This window comes from Micromonospora sp. CNZ297 (assembly GCF_007827625.1).
Window position 1 is genome coordinate 293,684 of the sequence record NZ_VISU01000003.1, and the last position, 18,950, is coordinate 312,633.

General features: G+C 72.8%; 15 protein-coding genes. 10 read left to right on the forward strand and 5 right to left on the reverse strand.

Annotated elements, in window-relative coordinates:
• Positions 1-39: 39 nt before the first annotated feature.
• On the reverse strand, positions 40-1,551 hold the full coding sequence (locus FB454_RS07630; protein ID WP_145822710.1) for a dGTP triphosphohydrolase: 1,512 nt from the start codon (positions 1,549-1,551) through the stop codon (positions 40-42).
• A 45-nt stretch (positions 1,552-1,596) separates the two neighbouring features.
• Positions 1,597-2,973: a nucleotide sugar dehydrogenase gene (locus FB454_RS07635; RefSeq protein ID WP_342341505.1), complete on the reverse strand. Its 1,377-nt coding sequence runs from the start codon at positions 2,971-2,973 to the stop codon at positions 1,597-1,599.
• Between the two features lie 58 nt (positions 2,974-3,031).
• On the opposite strand from FB454_RS07635, the gene FB454_RS07640 reads away from it, so the two are divergent.
• Positions 3,032-5,479 (forward strand): Tex family protein, encoded by a 2,448-nt coding sequence (locus FB454_RS07640; RefSeq protein WP_013285304.1) that lies wholly within the window; start codon positions 3,032-3,034, stop codon positions 5,477-5,479.
• 39 nt (positions 5,480-5,518) lie between these two features.
• Here the strand turns inward: FB454_RS07640 and FB454_RS07645 are convergent, their stop codons facing one another.
• Positions 5,519-6,532, reverse strand: a complete 1,014-nt coding sequence (locus FB454_RS07645) for a DUF389 domain-containing protein (RefSeq protein WP_013285303.1) — start codon at positions 6,530-6,532, stop codon at positions 5,519-5,521.
• A gap of 152 nt (positions 6,533-6,684) precedes the next feature.
• On the opposite strand from FB454_RS07645, the gene FB454_RS07650 reads away from it, so the two are divergent.
• The 7 genes from FB454_RS07650 (at position 6,685) to FB454_RS07680 (ending at position 14,960) form a co-directional block, all read left to right on the forward strand.
• On the forward strand, positions 6,685-7,119 hold the full coding sequence (locus FB454_RS07650; protein WP_013285302.1) for a hypothetical protein: 435 nt from the start codon (positions 6,685-6,687) through the stop codon (positions 7,117-7,119).
• A gap of 111 nt (positions 7,120-7,230) precedes the next feature.
• On the forward strand, positions 7,231-8,319 hold the full coding sequence (locus FB454_RS07655) for a GNAT family N-acetyltransferase (protein WP_013285301.1): 1,089 nt from the start codon (positions 7,231-7,233) through the stop codon (positions 8,317-8,319).
• A gap of 197 nt (positions 8,320-8,516) precedes the next feature.
• Positions 8,517-9,683 carry an aminotransferase class I/II-fold pyridoxal phosphate-dependent enzyme gene (locus tag FB454_RS07660; RefSeq protein ID WP_145822711.1) on the forward strand — a complete coding sequence of 389 codons (1,167 nt, stop codon included), beginning with the start codon at positions 8,517-8,519 and terminating at the stop codon, positions 9,681-9,683.
• Between the two features lie 226 nt (positions 9,684-9,909).
• Positions 9,910-11,157 carry an O-antigen polysaccharide polymerase Wzy gene (wzy, locus tag FB454_RS07665; protein WP_145822712.1) on the forward strand — a complete coding sequence of 416 codons (1,248 nt, stop codon included), beginning with the start codon at positions 9,910-9,912 and terminating at the stop codon, positions 11,155-11,157.
• Positions 11,158-11,167: 10 nt separating this feature from the next.
• Positions 11,168-12,412 (forward strand): glycosyltransferase family 4 protein, encoded by a 1,245-nt coding sequence (locus FB454_RS07670; protein WP_013285298.1) that lies wholly within the window; start codon positions 11,168-11,170, stop codon positions 12,410-12,412.
• Between the two features lie 29 nt (positions 12,413-12,441).
• Positions 12,442-13,671, forward strand: a complete 1,230-nt coding sequence (locus tag FB454_RS07675) for a glycosyltransferase (protein ID WP_186461546.1) — start codon at positions 12,442-12,444, stop codon at positions 13,669-13,671.
• A complete protein-coding gene (locus tag FB454_RS07680; RefSeq protein WP_013285296.1) occupies positions 13,668-14,960 on the forward strand; it encodes a lipopolysaccharide biosynthesis protein in 1,293 nt (430 codons plus the stop codon). The genes FB454_RS07675 and FB454_RS07680 overlap by 4 nt, the downstream gene beginning before the upstream one ends.
• Here the strand turns inward: FB454_RS07680 and FB454_RS07685 are convergent.
• Together FB454_RS07685 and FB454_RS07690 are read right to left on the reverse strand one after the other, a co-directional pair.
• Positions 14,914-15,885 carry an NAD-dependent epimerase/dehydratase family protein gene (locus FB454_RS07685; RefSeq protein ID WP_145822714.1) on the reverse strand — a complete coding sequence of 324 codons (972 nt, stop codon included), beginning with the start codon at positions 15,883-15,885 and terminating at the stop codon, positions 14,914-14,916. The two genes, FB454_RS07680 and FB454_RS07685, sit on opposite strands and share 47 nt — an antisense overlap.
• Positions 15,886-15,906: 21 nt before the next feature.
• Complete coding sequence (locus FB454_RS07690) at positions 15,907-16,872, reverse strand: NAD-dependent epimerase/dehydratase family protein (RefSeq protein WP_145822715.1); 966 nt, start codon at positions 16,870-16,872, stop codon at positions 15,907-15,909.
• Between the two features lie 136 nt (positions 16,873-17,008).
• Here FB454_RS07690 and FB454_RS07695 point away from each other — a divergent pair, with 136 nt between their 5' ends.
• Positions 17,009-18,295, forward strand: coding sequence for a glycosyltransferase (locus tag FB454_RS07695; protein WP_145822716.1), 1,287 nt, complete (start codon positions 17,009-17,011; stop codon positions 18,293-18,295).
• Positions 18,292-18,933, forward strand: a complete 642-nt coding sequence (locus tag FB454_RS07700) for a sugar transferase (protein WP_145822717.1) — start codon at positions 18,292-18,294, stop codon at positions 18,931-18,933. Before FB454_RS07695 ends, FB454_RS07700 begins: the two co-directional genes overlap by 4 nt.
• Positions 18,934-18,950 lie beyond the last annotated feature (17 nt).

Sequence of the window (18,950 nt, forward strand, 5' to 3'; positions counted from 1 at the left end):
TCCCTGGGTGGCGCTGACGCCTTCGTGCTCCGCGCCGGCTCAGAGCACGAAGGCGTCCGTCCACAGCGCCCCGGAGCGGCCCGACAACGCGTCGAGCATCGCCACCGCCTGACCGTCGGTGAGCTGCGCGACGAAGTCGATGATCGCCCGGCCCCGGGCCCGGCCGATCCGGTCCGGGGTACGCGGGTGCAGCTCCGCCTCGGCCAGCTCCACCAGGTCGTGCAGGCGGCGCGGCAGCCGGGACTCCTCGTCCGGGTCCAGCAGCCACTCCCACAGCGCCTCGACCAGCGTGCCCAGCAGCCGGGCCTGGCCACGCTGGTGCAGGGCCAGGTCCGGGCGGGCCAGCACGAACCGGTGGTGCACGAACTTGAGCACCTGCACCTCGTGCCACTGCGCCTTCGCCAGCAGCACGTACCCGGAACGGACCCCCGGGTCCGGCGTCACGGTGATGGCGTCCACGAAGCGGGTCGACCAGCGGGCGGAGAACCGGGCCACGTACTGCTCCGCCTCGATCGAGCCGTCGAACGGCAGCGCCAGCAGCCCTTCCACCAGCTCCTCGCGGACGTGCTCGACGGCGGCGGCGAACGCCTCGTCGTCGGCGATCCAGCCGTCCTTGCGGTGCAGTTGCCGGCGCAGCCGCTCGATGGCGGCTCCCGGCCGCCGGCCCGCCCCCTCCAGCGCCGACGCCGTGATCGACCGCAGGTGCCCGCACTCGCGCTGCCAGGCCATCAGCTCGGCCGCCACGGCGCCCTGCTGGAGCACCCCGACGCGGTAGAAGTCCTCCACGTCGTGGATCGCGTACGCGATGTCGTCGGCCGTGTCCATCACCGACGCCTCGGGCGTCTGCTGCCAGTCCGGGATATGCCCGGCGAACGGCTCCCGCGCCTGGCGCAGGTCGTCCAGCTCGGTGCGGTACGCGCCGAACTTCACCGACCCGCTCTCCGGGTCCTCCGGCGGCGCAGCCGCGCCCCGGGGCGCCGGGTCCAGGTGGCGCGGGTGCGGATCGGGATGGTCCAGGCGGGTCCACGGGTACTTCAGCATGGCCGCCCGGACCGCGGCGGTCAGGTCCAGCCCGGTGGTCGCCGCGCCGCGGATCTCGGTGCTGGTGACGATCCGGTACGACTGGGCGTTGCCCTCGAAGCCGTCGGGCAGCCCGAGGCGCTGCCGGGCCAGCCGGTCGAGCACCCGCTCCCCCAGGTGCCCGAACGGCGGGTGCCCGAGGTCGTGCGCGAGCGCGGCGGCCTCCACCACCTCCGGGTCGCAGCCGCCGAGCTTGTCCAGCAGGTCCCGGTGCGCCGGGTCGGCCGTCAGCCGCTCCGCGATCGCCCGGGCCACCTGGGCCACCTTCAGGCTGTGGGTGAGCCGGTTGTGCACCAGCAGCCCGGAACCACCAGGGCTGATCACCTGGGTCACGCCGCCCAGCCGGGCGAAGAACGGCGACCCGACGATCCGGTCCCGGTCGGCCCGGAACGGGCCGGCGGCCAGGTCGCCGAGCGCCCGGGCGCTGCCGCCGAACAGCCGCCGGGCCCGCGGATCCGCAGGTGCCTCCATGATCGCCACGCTAGCGCAGCCGACGGCGGGGCGGGCAGGGTGTGCCTAGAGGCGCTCGACCACCGGTCCGGAGCACCGGTTGCGGGCGTCGAACACGTAGCGGGCGCGGCGGGAGACCATCTCGTAGTCGAAGACGTCGTGGTCGGTCGTGACGACCACCGCATCGGCCGCGTCGACCTCCTGCTCGGTCAGCGGCACGACGAGCACCCCACCCGGGATCTGGTGCGCCTCGGCGTACGGCTCGACGGCGCGGACGTCCGCGCCGAGGTCGCACAGCCGCCGGGCGACGTCCACCGCCGGCGAGTCCCGCATGTCTCCGGTGTTCTTCTTGTACGCCAGGCCGAGCATCAGCAGGCGCGCGCCGTTGACGGCACGGCCGGTGCGGTTCAGGCCGGTCATCACCCGCTGCGCCACGTGCTCGGGCATCTCGTGGTTGACGTCGTTGGCCAGCTCGATGAACCGGAACTGACGGCCGAGACGCCGCTTGACCTGCCAGGACAGGTAGCAGGGGTCGATCGGCAGGCAGTGTCCGCCGACACCGGGTCCGGGCCGGAACGGCATGAACCCGAACGGCTTCGTCTCCGCGGCATCGATCGCCTGCCAGACGTCGATGCCCAGGTGGTGGGAGAGCACCGTGAGCTCGTTGATCAGGCCCAGGTTCACCTGACGGAAGGTGTTCTCGATCAGCTTGGTCAGCTCCGCGACCCGGGTGGAGGACACCGGAACGGTCCGCTCCACGATGCGGCGGTAGAAGCCGTCCACCCGTTCCAGCGCGGGCGCGTCAACGCCGGAGACCACCTTGGGCGTGTTCTCCAACCGCCAGGTCGGGTTGCCGGGGTCGATGCGTTCCGGGCTGTACCCGAGGTGGAAGTCGCCCGGCGCGTGCAGCCCGCTGGCCGTTTCGAGCAGCGGACGCAGCAGTTCCTCGGTGGTGCCTGGGTACGTCGTCGACTCCAGCACCACTGTGCTGCCCGGCCGCACGTGCGGGCCGATACCCCGGCCGGCCTGCTCGACGTAGCTCAGGTCCGGCGTGCCGTCGCGCAGCGGGGTCGGAACCGTGATGACGCAGACGTCAAAGCCCTCGGCGTCTGCGTACTCGGTGCTCGGCAGGTAGCGGCCGCTGCCGAGCGCCCGCCCCAGCCGGTCGGCGGGGATGTCCTCCACGAAGGACTCGCCGGAGGCGAGCCGCTTGACCCGGTCGGCGTCGACGTCCAGCCCGACCACGTCGAAGCCGGCCTCGACGGCCCGCATGGCCAGCGGGAGACCGACGTACCCCTGACCGATGACGACCACTTTCTCAGCGCTCACCCGGGCTCCAGACAACCGTAGGAAATCACCTGATTGGAGGCTAGAGGGGTTTCTGAGGCTGGAAGTCCGTTTTCGGGATATCGGCCCGGACCCGCCGTCCGGCCGGTGCGGCACGTGCCGCAGCAACCGGCAGAATGCACGACGGAACCCACCCGAGAAGGCGGATCAGATCGTGACCCAGTCTGTGCACCAGCGGATCGCCGAGGAACTCGGCGTCGCCGAACGGCAGGTACGGGCGGCAGTCGAGCTGCTCGACGGCGGCGCCACAGTGCCGTTCATCGCCCGCTACCGCAAGGAGGCCACCGGCCTGCTCGACGACGCGCAGCTGCGCACGCTGGAGGAGCGGCTGCGCTACCTGCGCGAGCTGGACGAGCGCCGCGCGGCGGTACTGGAGTCGATCCGGAGCCAGGGCAAGCTCGACGAGGCGCTGGAGGCGCAGATCCTCGCCGCCGACTCCAAGTCCCGCCTGGAGGACATCTACCTGCCCTACAAGCCGAAGCGGCGCACCCGCGCGCAGATCGCCCGCGAGGCCGGGCTGGAGCCGCTCGCGGACACGCTCCTGGCCGATCCGGCCCAGGACCCGAAGACGGTCGCCGCCGGGTTCGCCGACCCGGACAAGGGCGTCGCGGACGCCGCTGCCGCGCTGGACGGGGCGCGGGCCATCCTGATCGAGCGCTTCGCCGAGGACGCCGACCTGATCGGCACGCTGCGCGAGCAGATGTGGTCGCGGGGCCGGCTGGTCTCCCGGGTACGCGACGGCCAGGAGACCGCCGGCGCGAAGTTCGCCGACTACTTCGACTTCGCCGAGCCGTACCCGAAGCTGCCCTCACACCGCATCCTCGCCGTGTTCCGGGGCGAGAAGGAGGGCGTGCTGGACCTGACCATGGACCCGGAGGCCGAGGGCGACGCCGACGCGGCCACCGGGCCGAGCCGCTACGAGGCCGCCGTGGCCGGACGCTTCGGCATCAGCGACCAGGGGCGGCCCGCCGACCGGTGGCTGGCCGACACGGCGCGCTGGGCCTGGCGTACCCGGATCCTGATCCACCTGGGCGCGGACCTGCGGATGCGGCTGTGGCAGGCGGCGGAGGAGGAGGCCGTGCGGGTCTTCGCCACCAACCTGCGTGATCTGCTGCTGGCCGCGCCGGCCGGGGCACGGGTGACGATGGGCCTCGACCCGGGCCTGCGTACCGGCGTGAAGGTGGCGGTGGTCGACGCCACCGGCAAGGTGGTCGCCACCGACACCATCTACCCGCACGAGCCGCGCCGGCAGTGGGACGCGTCGCTGCACACGCTCGCCACGCTGGCCGCCGCGCACGGCGTCGAGCTGGTCGCGATCGGCAACGGCACCGCCAGCCGGGAGACCGACAAGCTGGCCGGCGATCTGATCAAGCAGCACCCGGAGCTGAAGCTCACCAAGGTGGTGGTCTCCGAGGCCGGCGCGTCGGTCTACTCCGCGTCCGCGTACGCCTCGCAGGAGCTGCCCGGCCTGGACGTCTCGCTGCGCGGCGCGGTGTCGATCGCCCGCCGTCTTCAGGACCCGCTGGCCGAGCTGGTGAAGATCGACCCGCGGTCGATCGGCGTCGGGCAGTACCAGCACGACCTGTCCGAGGTGAAGCTGTCCCGCTCGCTCGACGCGGTGGTCGAGGACTGCGTCAACGCCGTCGGCGTGGACGTCAACACCGCCTCCGCGCCGCTGCTCACCCGGGTGTCCGGCATCGGCGCCGGGCTGGCCGAGAACATCGTGCTGCACCGCGACGCCAACGGGCCGTTCCGCACCCGCGCGGAGCTGAAGAAGGTGCCCCGGCTCGGGCCGAAGGCGTTCGAGCAGTGCGCCGGCTTCCTGCGCATCCCCGGCGGCGACGACCCGCTGGACTCCTCCAGCGTGCACCCGGAGTCGTACCCGGTGGTGCGCCGCATCCTCTCCTCCACCGGGCAGGACCTGCGGGCGCTGATCGGCAGGTCGGCCATCCTGCGCGGCCTGCGCGCGACCGACTTCGTCGACGACACGTTCGGTCTGCCCACCGTCACCGACATCCTGGCCGAGTTGGAGAAGCCCGGCCGCGACCCGCGTCCGGAGTTCCGGACCGCGACGTTCGTCGAGGGCGTGGAGAAGATCAGCGACCTGCAGCCCGGGATGATCCTGGAGGGCGTGGTCACCAACGTGGCCGCGTTCGGCGCGTTCGTCGACGTCGGCGTGCACCAGGACGGACTGGTGCACGTCTCGGCCATGTCGCACACCTTCGTCAAGGACCCGCGCGACGTGGTGAAGTCCGGCGACGTGGTCAAGGTCCGGGTGCTCGACGTGGACGTGCCGCGCAAGCGGATCTCGCTGACGCTGCGGCTCGACGACGAGGCGCCGACCGGTGGCCGTCCCGCGGCCGGGGGTCCGGGCGGCGAGGAGCGCGGCGGCCGGCGCGGTGGCGGGCAGCGCGGCGACGGTGGCGGGCAGCGCGGCGACCGTGGCGGGCAGCGCGGCGACGCCGGCGCCCGGCGTGGCGGCCAGGGCGAACGGGGCGGCTCGCGCGGTGGTCAGTCGCCGCGGCAGGGACGAGGTGGCGGAGCGGCGGCGCCGGTGAACGACGCCATGGCGGAGGCCCTGCGCCGCGCCGGTCTGGCCTGACGGTCTGCGGCCGCCGGTCGGGCTGACGTCACGAACGAGTCAGCTCGACCGGTGCCCGCCCGACGACGGATCGGTCCGGGCGGACGCGGGGTCACGGTCGGCCCGCTGCCGGGGCACCGGCTGCCGGGACCGCCGCGCCACACGCCGCCACCAGGAGCGCTGGACCAGCAGCGTGAGCAGACCCGCCAGCACGATGGCGGCCAGGTTGACGACCAGCTGGAGCGCGGAACCGGCCGCCTCGTGCCAGACGCCGTACGCGGCGGCGACCGCCACGTTCGCGGCCGCCGGCACGGTGGTCACCGAGATCAGGACGCCGACCAGGGAGCCGGACTTCTTCGAGGTCAGCGACAGCATCCCGGCGATGCCGGCGAGCAGGCCGACCACCCACGACAGGGCGTCCGGGCGCCAGATGAAGTCCGTCAACGGCCGCTCGGCCAGCAGCATCTCCCGGCTCACCAGACCGGCCGCGTCCAGCGCCCAGGTGCTGACCACGGTGGCGAGCATCGCCGCCACGAAGCCGACGACGAGCGCCTGCACCGACCGGACGACGACACCCCCCTTGCCGCGCAGCAGCGCCACGCAGAGCGCCGCGAGCGGGCCGAACTCCGGGCCGACGACCATCGCACCGACGATGAGGATGGGCTGGTCGAGCAGCACGCCGATGCCGGCGATCATGGTGGCGACGACGATCAGCGCCAGGAAGATGCCGGTGAGCACCGTCTGCTCACCCGTCTTCGCGGCGACCTCGTCCCAGATAAGCGCGTCGTCACCGTGGCCCGGAGCGGCCTCGGCGGCCCGGTCCGCGGCGGCCGAGAGGGTCAGCTCCACGTCGTCGGCGGCGATCGCCCCGCGCGCCTCGACCCCCATCTCCCGCAGCCGGCGCAGGACACCGTCGGCGCTCTCCCGGACCACGTCGCAGGTGATGTAGTCGCCGGCCGGCTGACGCGCCGCGCCCGGCAACACCACCAGGTGGGTCACACCGGGGTCCGCGGCAAGCATGTCGGCGATGTCGGACGAGCGGTCCGCTGGTGCGATCACCCGGATGTGCAGCACGAACCAGGCTCCTCGATGGGCGCGACGGACGTCAGCACTCTAGACGATCCACGCGGCGGCGGGTGGTCGCGCGACGACCGGGCACGCCTTCTCCGCCCGGCCCGGGAGCGGCCGGGTCGGGCGGGCGCGGCTGTGGGCGTACCCTCGCGGTCGTGGGTGCCGACGACGACGAGCGGTGGCGGGAGCGGCGACGCCACGCGGTGCGGGCGCACGCCGAGGCCGACGCCCGGCAGCGCGCCGCGGAGCAGGCCGAGGCCGCGGAGCTGGTCGCCCGGTTCGCGGCCGAGGCCGCCGGGCGCGGCCTGCGCACCGAGCGGCTCGTGGCCACGCCCTACAGCGGACGCGGCCGCTACCGCACCCCGCTGGTCGGGTGGTACGTGGACCGGGCCCGGAGCCGGGCGGTGGACACCGAGGGCCGCTACTACCTGCTGACCGTGCCGGCCGGGCTGCGCGCCCGGCTGCTCGGCGCCCGGCCGGAGCCGTCCACGCCGTCACTCGTCATCGGCCGCGGCGGGCGCGACGGGGAGTCCCTTCCGCTGACTGCGCTGCTCGGCGCGCGCCTCGAAGCGGGCGACGACTGGCCCTGACCCGGCCCGGCCACCTGTCGACACCGTCCCGGCCGATCCTCGTTACCCAGAACGGACGACACGTGGCCGGCCGCCATCGGGGCGGCCGTGGCCAGGCGACGGGGAGCGCAGATGCGACTGGAGATCCTGGACGCCCGCAAGCCGGCGGACGACGAGCGCTGGCGCGCTCTGCACCGGGACTGGGACCGGCGTGAGGTCTTCGCCCACCCGGCCTACCTCCGGCTGTTCGCCGGGCCGCAGGACGAGCCGCTGGCCGCGTACGCCCGGACCGAGCACGGTTTCGTGCTGTATCCGTTCCTGCTCCGCCCGGTCGACGCGCCGCACCTCGCCGAGCCCGGGCGACGGTACCGGGACGTCGTCAACGCGTACGGCTACGGAGGCGCCTTCGCCGAGGGCGCGACCGAACTCGACGCGAAGGAGTTCTGGGAGGCGTTCGACGCCTGGTGCGGGTCGCGTCAGGTGGTCTCCGAGGTCACCCGGCTCACGCTCTTCGACGAGGACCGGCTGCCCCCGCCGGGACCGGTCCGGCAGAAGCTGGTGAACGTGGTCCGCGACCTGCGCACCGGCGAAGAGGAGATGTGGCGCGAGTTCGACCACAAGGTCCGCAAGAACGTCAACAAGGCCCGCCGCAACGGCGTCATCGTCGTGGTCGATCTCGACGGGGGGCGGCTCGACGACTTCCTGGGCATCTACGAGCGCACGATGGACCGGCGCGCCGCGGCGAGCGGCTACTACTTCCCCCGCGAGTTCTTCGAGCGGATCGTCGACGAACTGCCCGGCCAATTCGCCTTCTTCCACGCCGTGTACGAGGGACGCGTCGTCTCGACCGAACTGGTGCTGGTCTCCGCGCTCAACCTCTACTCGTACCTCGGCGGCACCGACGAGGCGGCGTTCGACCTGCGGCCCAACGATCTCCTCAAGTTCGAGATCTGCCGATGGGGACGCGCTCAGGGGCGGATCCGGTTCGTCCTGGGCGGCGGGTACGCACCCGACGACGGCATCTTCCGGTACAAGCGCGCCTTCGCACCGAACGGTCTGGTCCCGTTCCACCTGGGCACGCGGGTGCTCGACGAGCCGGCGTACCGGCGGCTGTCGACGGCGCACCGGCGGGAGGGATCCCGGCGGGATCCGGCCTGGTCCGCGTCCTCGGACTACTTCCCCGAATACCGGTGCCCGCTGCCCGAGCCCGCCGGGCCGTGAGGCGTCGGCCGCAGTCGGCCGGCACACCGTAACGGCCGCCACGGTCGGCGCGTTGAACCAGTCGGTCCCGACTCGACGGGCCAGGTCGCAGCGGCGCGACGATCAGGTCCGCGCGTGCGTCCCGTTTCCCTGCGCGTCGCCGGGTGACACCCACACTTCCATCGGAGACCAGCACCGTGGCACAGGACTACTCACTGATGGCTCGACCCGCCCATCAGCAGGACGGCACGAGTGTCAGCAGACGGATCTATCTCTCTCCGCCGGACGTCGGTCCGGCCGAGGAGGCGTCCATCCTGGCGGCGGTCCGTTCGGGCTGGGTCGCGCCGGACGGGCCCGACCTGGCTGCGTTCGAACGCGAGCTGGCGGACCGGGTGGGCAGCGGCCACGCCGTCGGCGTGAGCTCCGGGACCGCCGCCCTGCACCTGGCGCTGACGGTGATCGGAGCCGGGCCCGGCTCCGTCGTGGTGGTGCCCACCATGACGTTCGTGGCGACCGCCAACGTGGTGCGGTACACCGGGGCCGAGCCGGTCTTCGTGGACTGTGACGCCGCAACCGGGCACCTCGACCCCGAGCTGCTGCCGCCGCTGCTGCGCCGGCTGCGGGAGCAGGGCCGCCGCGTGGCAGCCGTGATGACGGTCGACCTGAACGGCGGCTGCGCGGACTACGACCGCATCCTGCCCGTCTGCGCGGACTTCGACGTCCCGCTGGTCGAGGACTCCGCACAGGCGCTCGGCGCGTCCTGGCGCGGCCGCAACGCCGGCACGTTCGGCCGGCTGGGTGTCTTCTCGTTCAACGGCAACAAGGTCATGACGACCTCGAGCGGCGGGATGCTCGTCTCCGACGACGGCGACCTGATCGACCGGGCACGCCACCTGGCGACCCAGGCCAGGGAACCGGTCGCGCACTACGAACACCGGCAGGTCGGCTACAACTACCGGCTGAGCAATCTGCTCGCCGCGCTCGGGCGGGCACAGCTACGGCGGCTGAACGGCATGATCGAGCGTCGCCGGGCGATACGGGAGCGGTACGCCAAGTTCTTCGCCGCGGCTCCCGGCACCCGGATCCTCGGCGACGGCGACCCCGGGTCGAACTGCTGGCTCACCACCCTCGTCGTCGACCCCGCCCGGGCCGGGTGGCGGGCCGACGAGTTGGCCGTGCACCTGGCCCGGCACGACATCGAGACGCGTCCCATGTTCAAGCCCATGCACCAGCAACCCGCTCATCGCGGGCACGAGGCGGTCCTGAGCGGCGCGGCGGATCGTCTCTTCGCCACCGGCGTCTCCCTGCCCAGCGGGTCGACCCTGCTCGGGGCCGACGCGGACCGGCTATTCGGCGCGCTCGACGAATTCCTCGCCGCACGCTGACCATCCGGAGAATCGCATCCGAAAGTGATTCGAATGCGTCGAGGAACGAGTGACGGGCGAACGGGTTACGGCACCGTCCAAGTCAATGCGATAAACGCAATCGCCGCCTATGGGAGACCTTTCCTGCTAGACATTTGAATGCAGCCGGCACGCATGTGGAGCGGAATCCGCTCTCGCCCCCGGCCGCTCCCGGTCCGGAGTGTCCGTACACCGATTTGGAGTCTCCGTGGAGCTGAGCACCACCACCGCGATATGGCTGACCCTCGCGGTCAGTCTGGCGATGCTGCTGGCCCTGTTCCTCCGGTCCGGTCGCACCGATCTCCTGCCCTATGTCTTCGCCTACCTCGCCTTCTTCGGCCTGGGACCGGCGATCAACTACGCCCTCGGCAACGAGATCTACATCGGCATCGTCACCGACAAGATCCCGGCCGCCTGCCTCGTGCTGGCGCTGGCGCTCGGCGGTGTGACGCTGGTCGGCCTGCTCATGCCGGTCCGGGACCGGCTGCCGGACCTGACCGCACTCGGCCGGACACCGCGCGAGAATCCGGTCCTTCCGGTGGTGCTCTACGGACTGGCCGCGTACACCCTCGCCATCCTGGTCACCCGTGGCCCGGCGATGCTGGCCGCCGACAAGCTCGGACGGATCGAACTGGCTGGTCCCCTGCACACCCGCTACCTGGTCGTCCAGATGTGCGCCTGCTCCATCTACTTCCTGGCCCGGGCGGTGCGCCCGGCCCGGATCGCCTACTGGGTGAACCTCGGCCTCTACGTGCTCTACTGCCTGGCCACCAGCGAACGGGACTTCCTCTTCGTCCTCTTCGCCGTCGTGCTGCACGTCCTGTTGCTGCAACGGCGACGGATCTCGCCGAAGTTCGGCATCGCCGGCGTCGCGTTCGTCCTGGCCGCCACCTATCTCAGCGCCGTTCGCAGCGGGGACGCGCTGAACCTCAGCAAGGTTCTCAACGAGGGCTCGACCCTCTTCGTGGACACCTTCGTCCTGACCAACGCGGCCGACAGCCTGCGACTGTGGCCCGGCGAGAGCTACCTCAACGGTTTCCTCACCGCGATGCCGTCGGCGCTGGTCCCGGAACGGCCGATGCTCATGTCCTGGCTGGTCGACGCCTGGCTGCCGGGCTCGTCGTCGGGTTTCGGCTTCTCGCTGACCGCGGAGGCGTACGCCAACTTCGGGTACCTCGGCGTACCCGTCGTCTTCGCCGCGCTGACCCTCGGGCACCGGCTGCTCTTCTTCCGCGCCGCGCAGGGCCACGTCTACGCCTACGCGAGCATCCTCTACACGATCAGCTGGATGTACGGGTTCCGCGGGGAGAGCGCCAGCCTGCTCGCCACTCTCCTGCACGGCGTCGCCTTCTACACCGTCATCTGGCTCGGCTCGTTGAAGGGCCGCTCCGTCCAGCCGACCGCGCGCCCCGAGGCGCGCGTCCCGCACGGCAACCTGGTTCCCGTAAACCGATAGGACATCTCGCGTGAGGCTCACCATCACCGAGGAGTGCCGGTACCTCCGCACTCCGGACAACCGATTCTGGGTGGACTTCGGCACCGGCTACGCGCTCTGGGCGCGATACCTGGCGGCCTTCGACGAGGTACGGGTGGTGGCCCGGGCGCGGGACGTACCGGAGATCCCGCCGAACGCGGTCCGGGTCGACGGCGACGGGGTGACCGTGGCACCCATCCCCCACTACCTCGGACCGCAGGAGTACCTGCGACGCCTGCCCCGCATCGACCGGGCCGTCCGCCGGATCGCCGCGGACGCGGAGGCGGTGCTGCTCCGGGCGCCGTCGTCGATCGCCACGCTGATGCACCGGCACATCACCCGTCGCGGTCTCGCCTACGCCATGGAGGTCATCGGCGACCCGTACGCGGTCTTCGCCCCCGGGGTGATCGAGCACCCGCTGCGGCCCTTCCTGCGTGTGTGGAGCACCCGCAACCTCCGGCGTCAGTGCCGTTCCGCCGTCGCGGTGTCGTACGAGACGAAGCGCTCGCTCCAGGAGCGGTATCCCACCCGCCCGGGGGCGCTCTCCATCGGTCTCAGCTCGGTGAACCTGCCGCCGGCGGCGTTCGTGCGGGAGCCCCGCCCGCCCCGGCTGCCGGCCGGGCCGGTGACCCTCGTGTCGGTCGGTTCCCTGGAACAGCTCTACAAGGGCATCGACACGCTCATCGAGGCGATCTCGTTGCTGCGGTCCTCGGCCCCGCCGGTACGGCACGTGCACATCGGCCCCGGGCGCTGCCAGCCGGTGCTGGAGGATCTGGCCACCCGCATCGGGGTCCGCGACCGGATCACGTTCGCCGGCCTGATCACCGATGTCGAGGCGCTGCGCCGGCACCTCGACGCCGCCGACCTGTTCGTCATGCCGTCCCGGACCGAGGGCCTGCCCCGGGCCCTGATCGAGGCGATGGCCCGCGGGCTGCCGGCCATCGGCTCGCGTGTCGGTGGCATACCCGAACTGCTGCCACCGGAGATGCTGGTTGCGCCGGACGACCCCGACAGCCTGGCCAACGCCATCCGCCGTACCCTCGCGGACCCCGACGCCATGGCTGCCGCCTCGCGTCGCAACCTCGCGGTCGCCCACGAGTTCGCCGCGGACCGGCTGACGCCGCGGCGCAGCGAGTTCTACCGGGCGGCCCGGGACCTGATGGCGAACCGCCGTCCGCTGCCGCAGTCCGCCGCCCCCGCCGTGGAGTCCGTCGAGCAGGAGAACCGACCGGTATGAGGACCGGCCGGCCCGACACGGGAGAGACGATGTCCAGCGCGAGCCACAGCGACCCGGCGACGACGAGCGCGTCCGGCGCGCCGGCCCCCCGGCCTCCGGAGATCCGCGTGGTACGGGTCCTCGGCGCGTTCGACATCGGCGGCGCCGAGCAGCGCACCATAGAACTGCTGCCCCGGCTCGCGGCGTCCGGGGTGCGGACGTCCTTCGTCACGCTCAGCGGCGTCAAGGGCGCGCGCGGCGACGAGGTGGAGCAGTTGGGCTCACGGATCCACCCGATCCGGCTGGACCGTCGGTTCCCGGTCCGCTTCTACCGCCTGCTTCGGCAGGTCCGTCCGCACGCCGTGCACTCGGACGTCGCGACGTTCTCCGGTTTCGTGCTGTTCCTCGCGGCACTGGCGCGGGTGCCGATCCGGATCGCGCACTTCCGGTCCGACCGCGACGGACATCCGGACAGCCTGCGCCGCCGGTTGCAGCGGGGCGTGATGGTGCGCCTCATCCACTTCTGCGCGACGGACGTGCTCGGCGTCGCCCCCGGCGCTCTCACCTCGTGCTACCGGCCGTCGTGGGAGAACGACCCGCGGTGCCGGGTGCTGCCCAACGGTCTCGACCTGGGCCGCCTGCACCGCCGGTCGACGCTGCGGCTCCGCGACGAGATCGGCGCCGCCCCGGACGACCTCGTCTGCGTGGTGATCGGCCGCCCGCACCCGCTCAAGCGGCGGTCGATGGTGCCGTCGATCGTCGCCGCGTTGCGCGAACGCGGGATCGGCTGCCGGGCCGTGTTCGTGGGTCCGCACGACGACCGGGACGACGACGCCGTCCGGCAGTCCGCCACCCGGCACGACGTACTCGACCGGATGCACCTGGTGGGTCCGCGGGCTGACGTCGGGGAGTTCCTGGCCCAGGCCGACCTCCTGCTGCAACCCTCCGCGCTCGAAGGTCTGCCCGGCACGGTCCTGGAGGCCCGCGCCGTCGGCACCCCTGTGGTCGCGTCCGACCTGCCCGGCGCACGGTTCATCGACGACCAGCTCGCCGGTGTCGCCCTGGTCCCGGTCGACGCCGACGCCGAGAGCTGGGCTGACGCCGTGCACCGCCTGGGCCTCGTGCCGGGACGGCCGAGGGGCGGCCGGCGGGCGCTGGCGGCCTTCCAGGACAGCGTCTTCACGATGGAGCGGTCGGTCGAGCAGCACCTGGCTATCTACGGCCGGAACACCGTGGCGCCGCGCGGCGGAGCGGACCGGCCGGCGGTGCCCACCGGATGAGCCGCCGCCATCTGGGCACTATCGTCCTGCTGACCGGCGCCAACGGCATCGCCGCCCTGAGCAGCAGCGGCGTCGCCGTCCTCGCCACCCTGGCGCTGGGGCCGGCCGACCGGGGCGTCATGGTGTTGGTCCTCACGGTCGCCGGCGTGGTGATGCTGGTCGGCCGCCTGGGCTGCGGCACCGCCATGCGCGCGCAGTTGCCGCAGGCCGCCTCCCGGCACCGCCGCGACGAACTGCTCTCCGCGTACTGCTGGATGACAGTGGTGGCCGCGGTCTGCACCGGGGCGGCCGCGGCCGCCGCGGTCCGTCTCTCCGCGCCGCTGCTCGGCCCCGCGCTGACCGATGTACGGCTGCTCGCCGCGGTCGCGCTCGGCGGCGCCGCCAACATCGCGCTCGACCAGCTCACCGATCTCCGGTTCGCGGACGGGGACTTTCGCCGGGGCGCGGTGTGGAACATCGCCGCCACCACCGCCGGCCTGATCGGGATCGCCATCGCGGTCGTCGTCTCGGCGCAGGTGTGGCTCCTCCTGATGTGCCAGGCCACCGCGCTGCTCGCGGTGGCGGTGACGCAGTGGACGCTGGTACGCGGCCAAGGGCTGGCGCGGTTCGCACGGGCGCGACGGCGGGACGTCACCGGGCTGATCCGGATGGGCGCCCCGTCTCTGGGGTTCTCCCTCGGGACGAGCTTCCTCCAGCGGGCCGACCGCTACCTGCTCGGTGTCCTCGTCGGTCCCGGCGCGGTGGGCATCTACGCCCTGGCCGCGACGCTGAGCAGCGTGGTCGGCCTCCTTCCGGCCGCCATCGGACAGTTGTCGCAGCGGCAGGCCGCGCAGCGCGACGGCGATCCCTGGCCCGTCCGTGCGATCGGCTACACGCTGCTGGCAACGCTCGTCAGCGGCGCCGTCGTCGCGGCCGGCGGCTGGCTGTTGGTGGTGCCGGTCTTCGGCGCGGAGTTCGGGTCCGCCCGCCCGTTGATCGTGCCGCTCCTGCTCGCCGAGTTGTGCCTGGCGCCCTTCGGCATCGCAAGCCGAGCCCTGCTCGGCACCGGGGGCACGAAACAGGCCGCCGGGGTCGGTCTGCTCGCCGCCGTGGCGTCGGTCGCCTGCTACGGCCTCGCCATCTCCCGCTGGGGAACGATGGGCGCGGCGACCGCCTCGATCGCGCTGTATGCGCTGCTCTCCGTCGTCGTCCTGGTCGTCCTGCGCGTACGGCTCAACCGGCGGGCCCGCGTGGCGGCACCTCTCACCGCACCGGCGCCGACGGCGGAACTGGTGCCGGACGCGCGCTGACCGTCACGTCGTGGCGGGTGCCGGAGCCGGCCGTGACGTGGGAGCGGGCTGCCCACAGCGCGGCCAGGGACTCGCTCAGCGGGTATCTCGGCGCCCAGCCGAGAGCGTCGGTGATCCGGCTGATGTCGGCGCACATCCACGGCACCGCCGCGGACCGGTCCGCAGTCGGCGAGCGGAGCCCGTCGACGAAGCGTCCGGTGAACCCGGCATGGCGGGCCAGCATCTCGACCGCCTCCCGGGTGGCGACCGCCTGTCCGCTGCCCACGTTGTAGATCGACTCCGGCAGCCGTCGGGCGTTGAGCGCCGCCAGCACCGCCTCGGCCACGTCCCGGACGTCGACGAAGTCGCGGTAGGAGTCGTTGAGCCCCAGTTCGATCCGCCGGTCCCCCCGGGCCAACGCCGCCTGGAGCAGCTCGGCGGCCCGTCCCAGCACGTTGCCACTGGTCGAGCCGGGCCCGACGGGGTTGAAGACCCGCAGCACCACCGCGTCGACCCGGCCACTGGCGGCGGCCAGCCGCACGAGGTCGGTCGCGGCCAGTTGGCTGATCCCGTAGTCGCTCACCGGCCGGGCCGGGTCGGTCTCGGTCGCGACGGCGCCGTGCGGGACGACCCCGTACTCGGCCGCCGAGCCGATCCGGACCAGCCGCACGCCGGGCGAGACCTCGGCCACGCAGTCGATCAGCTTGGCGGTGATCAGAGTGTGCGACTCGACGAACTGCGCGCTCGTCCCGGCGATCCGGCCGGCGCAGTTGACCACCCCGTCGGGTCGTGCCCGGCGCAGGAACGCGGCGAGCCGCGACCGGTCCGCGGCGACGAGATCGCATTCCTGGCGACTGGGCGCGACGACGGTGAAGTGCTCCGCGAGGACCGCTTCGACCGCCCGGCCGAGGAAGCCGGACGCGCCGAACAGCAGGATCCTGGCCATGAGGCTCCGATCGGGTCGGGATCAGCCGGACGTGCCGGACCCGACGGGCTCGTCGACCCGAAGCGACCGGAACCACTCGACCGTAGCCCGCAGCCCTTCGGCGAAGGGCGTCGGCGACGCGGCCGGGAACAGCTCGCGCAGTCGCGTGTGGTCGGCCTGGGACTCGCGGACGTCACCGGGCCGCGCCGGCACGTGCACGACGTCCAGCGGCCGCCCCAGCACGGTCTCCAGTTCGGCGATGAGGTCGAGCAGGGAGATGCGCGCGCCGAACGCGAGGTTCACCACGTCCGGGGCCGCCACCTGCCGCAGCACGGCGTCCACGATCACCGAGGTCACGCTGCCCACGTAGGTGAAGTCCCGGGACTGCCGCCCGTCGCCGTGCACCTGCAACGGCCGGTTCTCCAGGGCGGCGGTGACGAACCGCGGGACCACTGCGGCGTACACGTGGTTCGCCGCCTGCCTCGGTCCGAAGACGTTGAAGAAGCGGAACGGCAGGACCGCCATGCCGTAGCAGTTGGCGAACGCGATCCCGTACGCCTCGGTGGCCAGCTTCGACACCGCGTACGGGCTGACCGGCATGGGCCGCAGGCCCTCCTGGCGTGGCAGTACCGGGTTGGCGCCGTACACCGAGGACGAGGAGGCCAGCACGCACTGCGGGACGCCGTTGCGGTGGGCGGCGTCGAGGACGGTCAGGGTGCCGGTGGCGTTCGCGTGGTGGCTGCGCAGCGGGTCGTCGATGGAGCGGGGCACCGAGCCGAGGGCTCCGAGGTGGACCACGCTGGAGGCGCCGACCATCGCGCGGTCGAGCAGCGCGGGGTCCAGGACGGTCCCGATCAGCAACTCCACCGGAAGCCCGCGCAGGTTCTCCACCGACCCGGTGGAGAGGTCGTCGACGACGACGATCTCGGCGACCCGGCCCGTTTCCGACAGGGCCCGCACCAGGTTGGAACCGATGAAACCGGCGCCCCCCGTGACGACGACTCTCACGTGCGCTCCTACCGCTCGCCGGTGCTCTCTCCGCAGGGCCAACGAGAGAATCCGACGTTGGTTACTAAACACCACAAAGCTCGTTGCCCTGGGTGGAGCGGCGAACGACGTCGCGCCGACTGTTGGAGGCGAACACGTGAGGCACGATCCCCGGTCCGGCGTCGCCGGCGACCCGCCCGGGCGCCGGTCATTGCGCGTCGCCGTCATCGTCAAGACGAACTACGGCGGGCTCTGGACCATCCCGCAGGCGTGCGCCCTGCGGGATCGCGGCCACGAGGTGGTGGTGATCTGCCCACCCGGCGGGCGCCTGAACGACCGCCTGGCCGAGGCCGGGATCCGGACGGTGGCGTCGCCGTTCTCGTTCCGCTTCCGGCCCAGCCTGAGCACGCTGTCCGAGCTGTGGCGGCTGCGCCGCCTCGTCCGCCGCCTACGCCCCCAGGTGCTCTACCACCACCTGTACGCGGCCACGCTGGGCGCGCGGCTCGCGACCGTCGGCCTGCCCCTGGCCCGGGTGCAGTTCGTCGCCGGCCCCGCCTTCCTGGAGTCACGGGCGGTCCGGATGGTCGAGCGGCTGCTCTGGCGCCTGGACCGCACGATCATCTGCGGCACCCGCTACACCTCCCGCCTCTACGGCGAGCTGGGCGTACCGGCGTCGCGCCGCCCGACCGTCACCAGCGGACTCAACCTGGCCTGGGCGACCGCGGACCTGCCGGACGACACGGCGGCGACGCGGGCGGAGGCCCGGGCGAAGTGCCGGGCGGATCTCGGGCTGAGCCCGGACCAGTTCGTCGTGATCATGGTGGCGTACGTCTATCCCCCACGGAGGCTCGCCGCCCACCGGGACCGCGCGTTCAAGGGCCACGACGTCCTGCTCGCCGCGTGGCAGGAGATCCGGTCCCGGCACCCCGAGGCGGTGCTGATGCTCGTCGGTGGCGGCTCGGACCAGGCCGGCGAGGACCACCGGCAGGAGCTGATCCGCCGGTTCGGTGTCGCCGACGACCACTCCGTCCGCTGGATCGACACCGCCGACGACGTGCGGCCCTACTACCGGGCGGCGGACCTCAGCGTCAGCCCGTCACTGAGCGAGGGCCACGGCGCGCCGCCCGAGGCGGCGCTGCTGGACGTTCCCAGCATCGTCAGCGACGCCGGCGGGCTGCCGGAGACGGTGGATGAGAGCTGCGGGTGGGTGGTCCCCCGGGACGACCCGGCCGCCCTGGCGCAGGCCATCGAGCACGCGTACGCCGAGTTCCGGTCCGGGCGTCTCGCCGAGCGCGGCGTACGCGCCCGCGAGCGGTCGCACCGGCACTTCGACAACCGGATCTCCGCGGTGCGGATGGCCGAGGTCATCGAGCACGCCGCGGGCGTCGGCGGACCACCCGGGGAGTACGCCCCGCAGGCCGCCGGGAAGGTGCACTCCCGGTGAGCCCCGCCCGGCGGTCGGTCGAGCTACGGCTCAAGCGGCTCGTCGACATCACAGTGGCGCTCGTCGTCCTCGTGGTGGCCGCGCCGGTCGTGGCCGTCGCGGCGCTGCTGGTCCTGGCCCAGTTCGGCAGCCCGGTCTTCTTCCGGCAGGAACGCACCGGCCGGTACGAGCGCCGCATCCGGGTCCTCAAGCTCAGGACGATGTCCGACGACCGCGACGCGGAGGGCCGGCTGCTGCCCGACGGGGTCCGCTGCCGGGGCGTCGGCCGGACGCTGCGGCGGCTGAGCATCGACGAGCTGCCGCAGATGGTCAACGTGCTCCGGGGCGACCTCAGCCTGGTCGGTCCCCGGCCGCTGCTGCTGCGCTACGACCCCTGGTACACCGACCGGGAGCGCAAGCGGTTCGAGGTCCGGCCGGGCATCACCGGGCTCGCGCAGGTCAACGGCCGCAACGACCTGGCCTGGACCGAGCGCCTGGAACTCGACGTCCGCTACGTTCTCGACTGGTCCCTCTGGCTCGACCTGCGCATCCTCGCGCGGACGGCGGGCAAGGTCCTGCGCGCCTCGGGCGTGGCGGTCGACCCGTCGGCGCAGATGCTCGACCTCGACCAGGAACGGCGCCTCACCGGCGTCCGCTGAGCCCGTCGGTGCCCGCC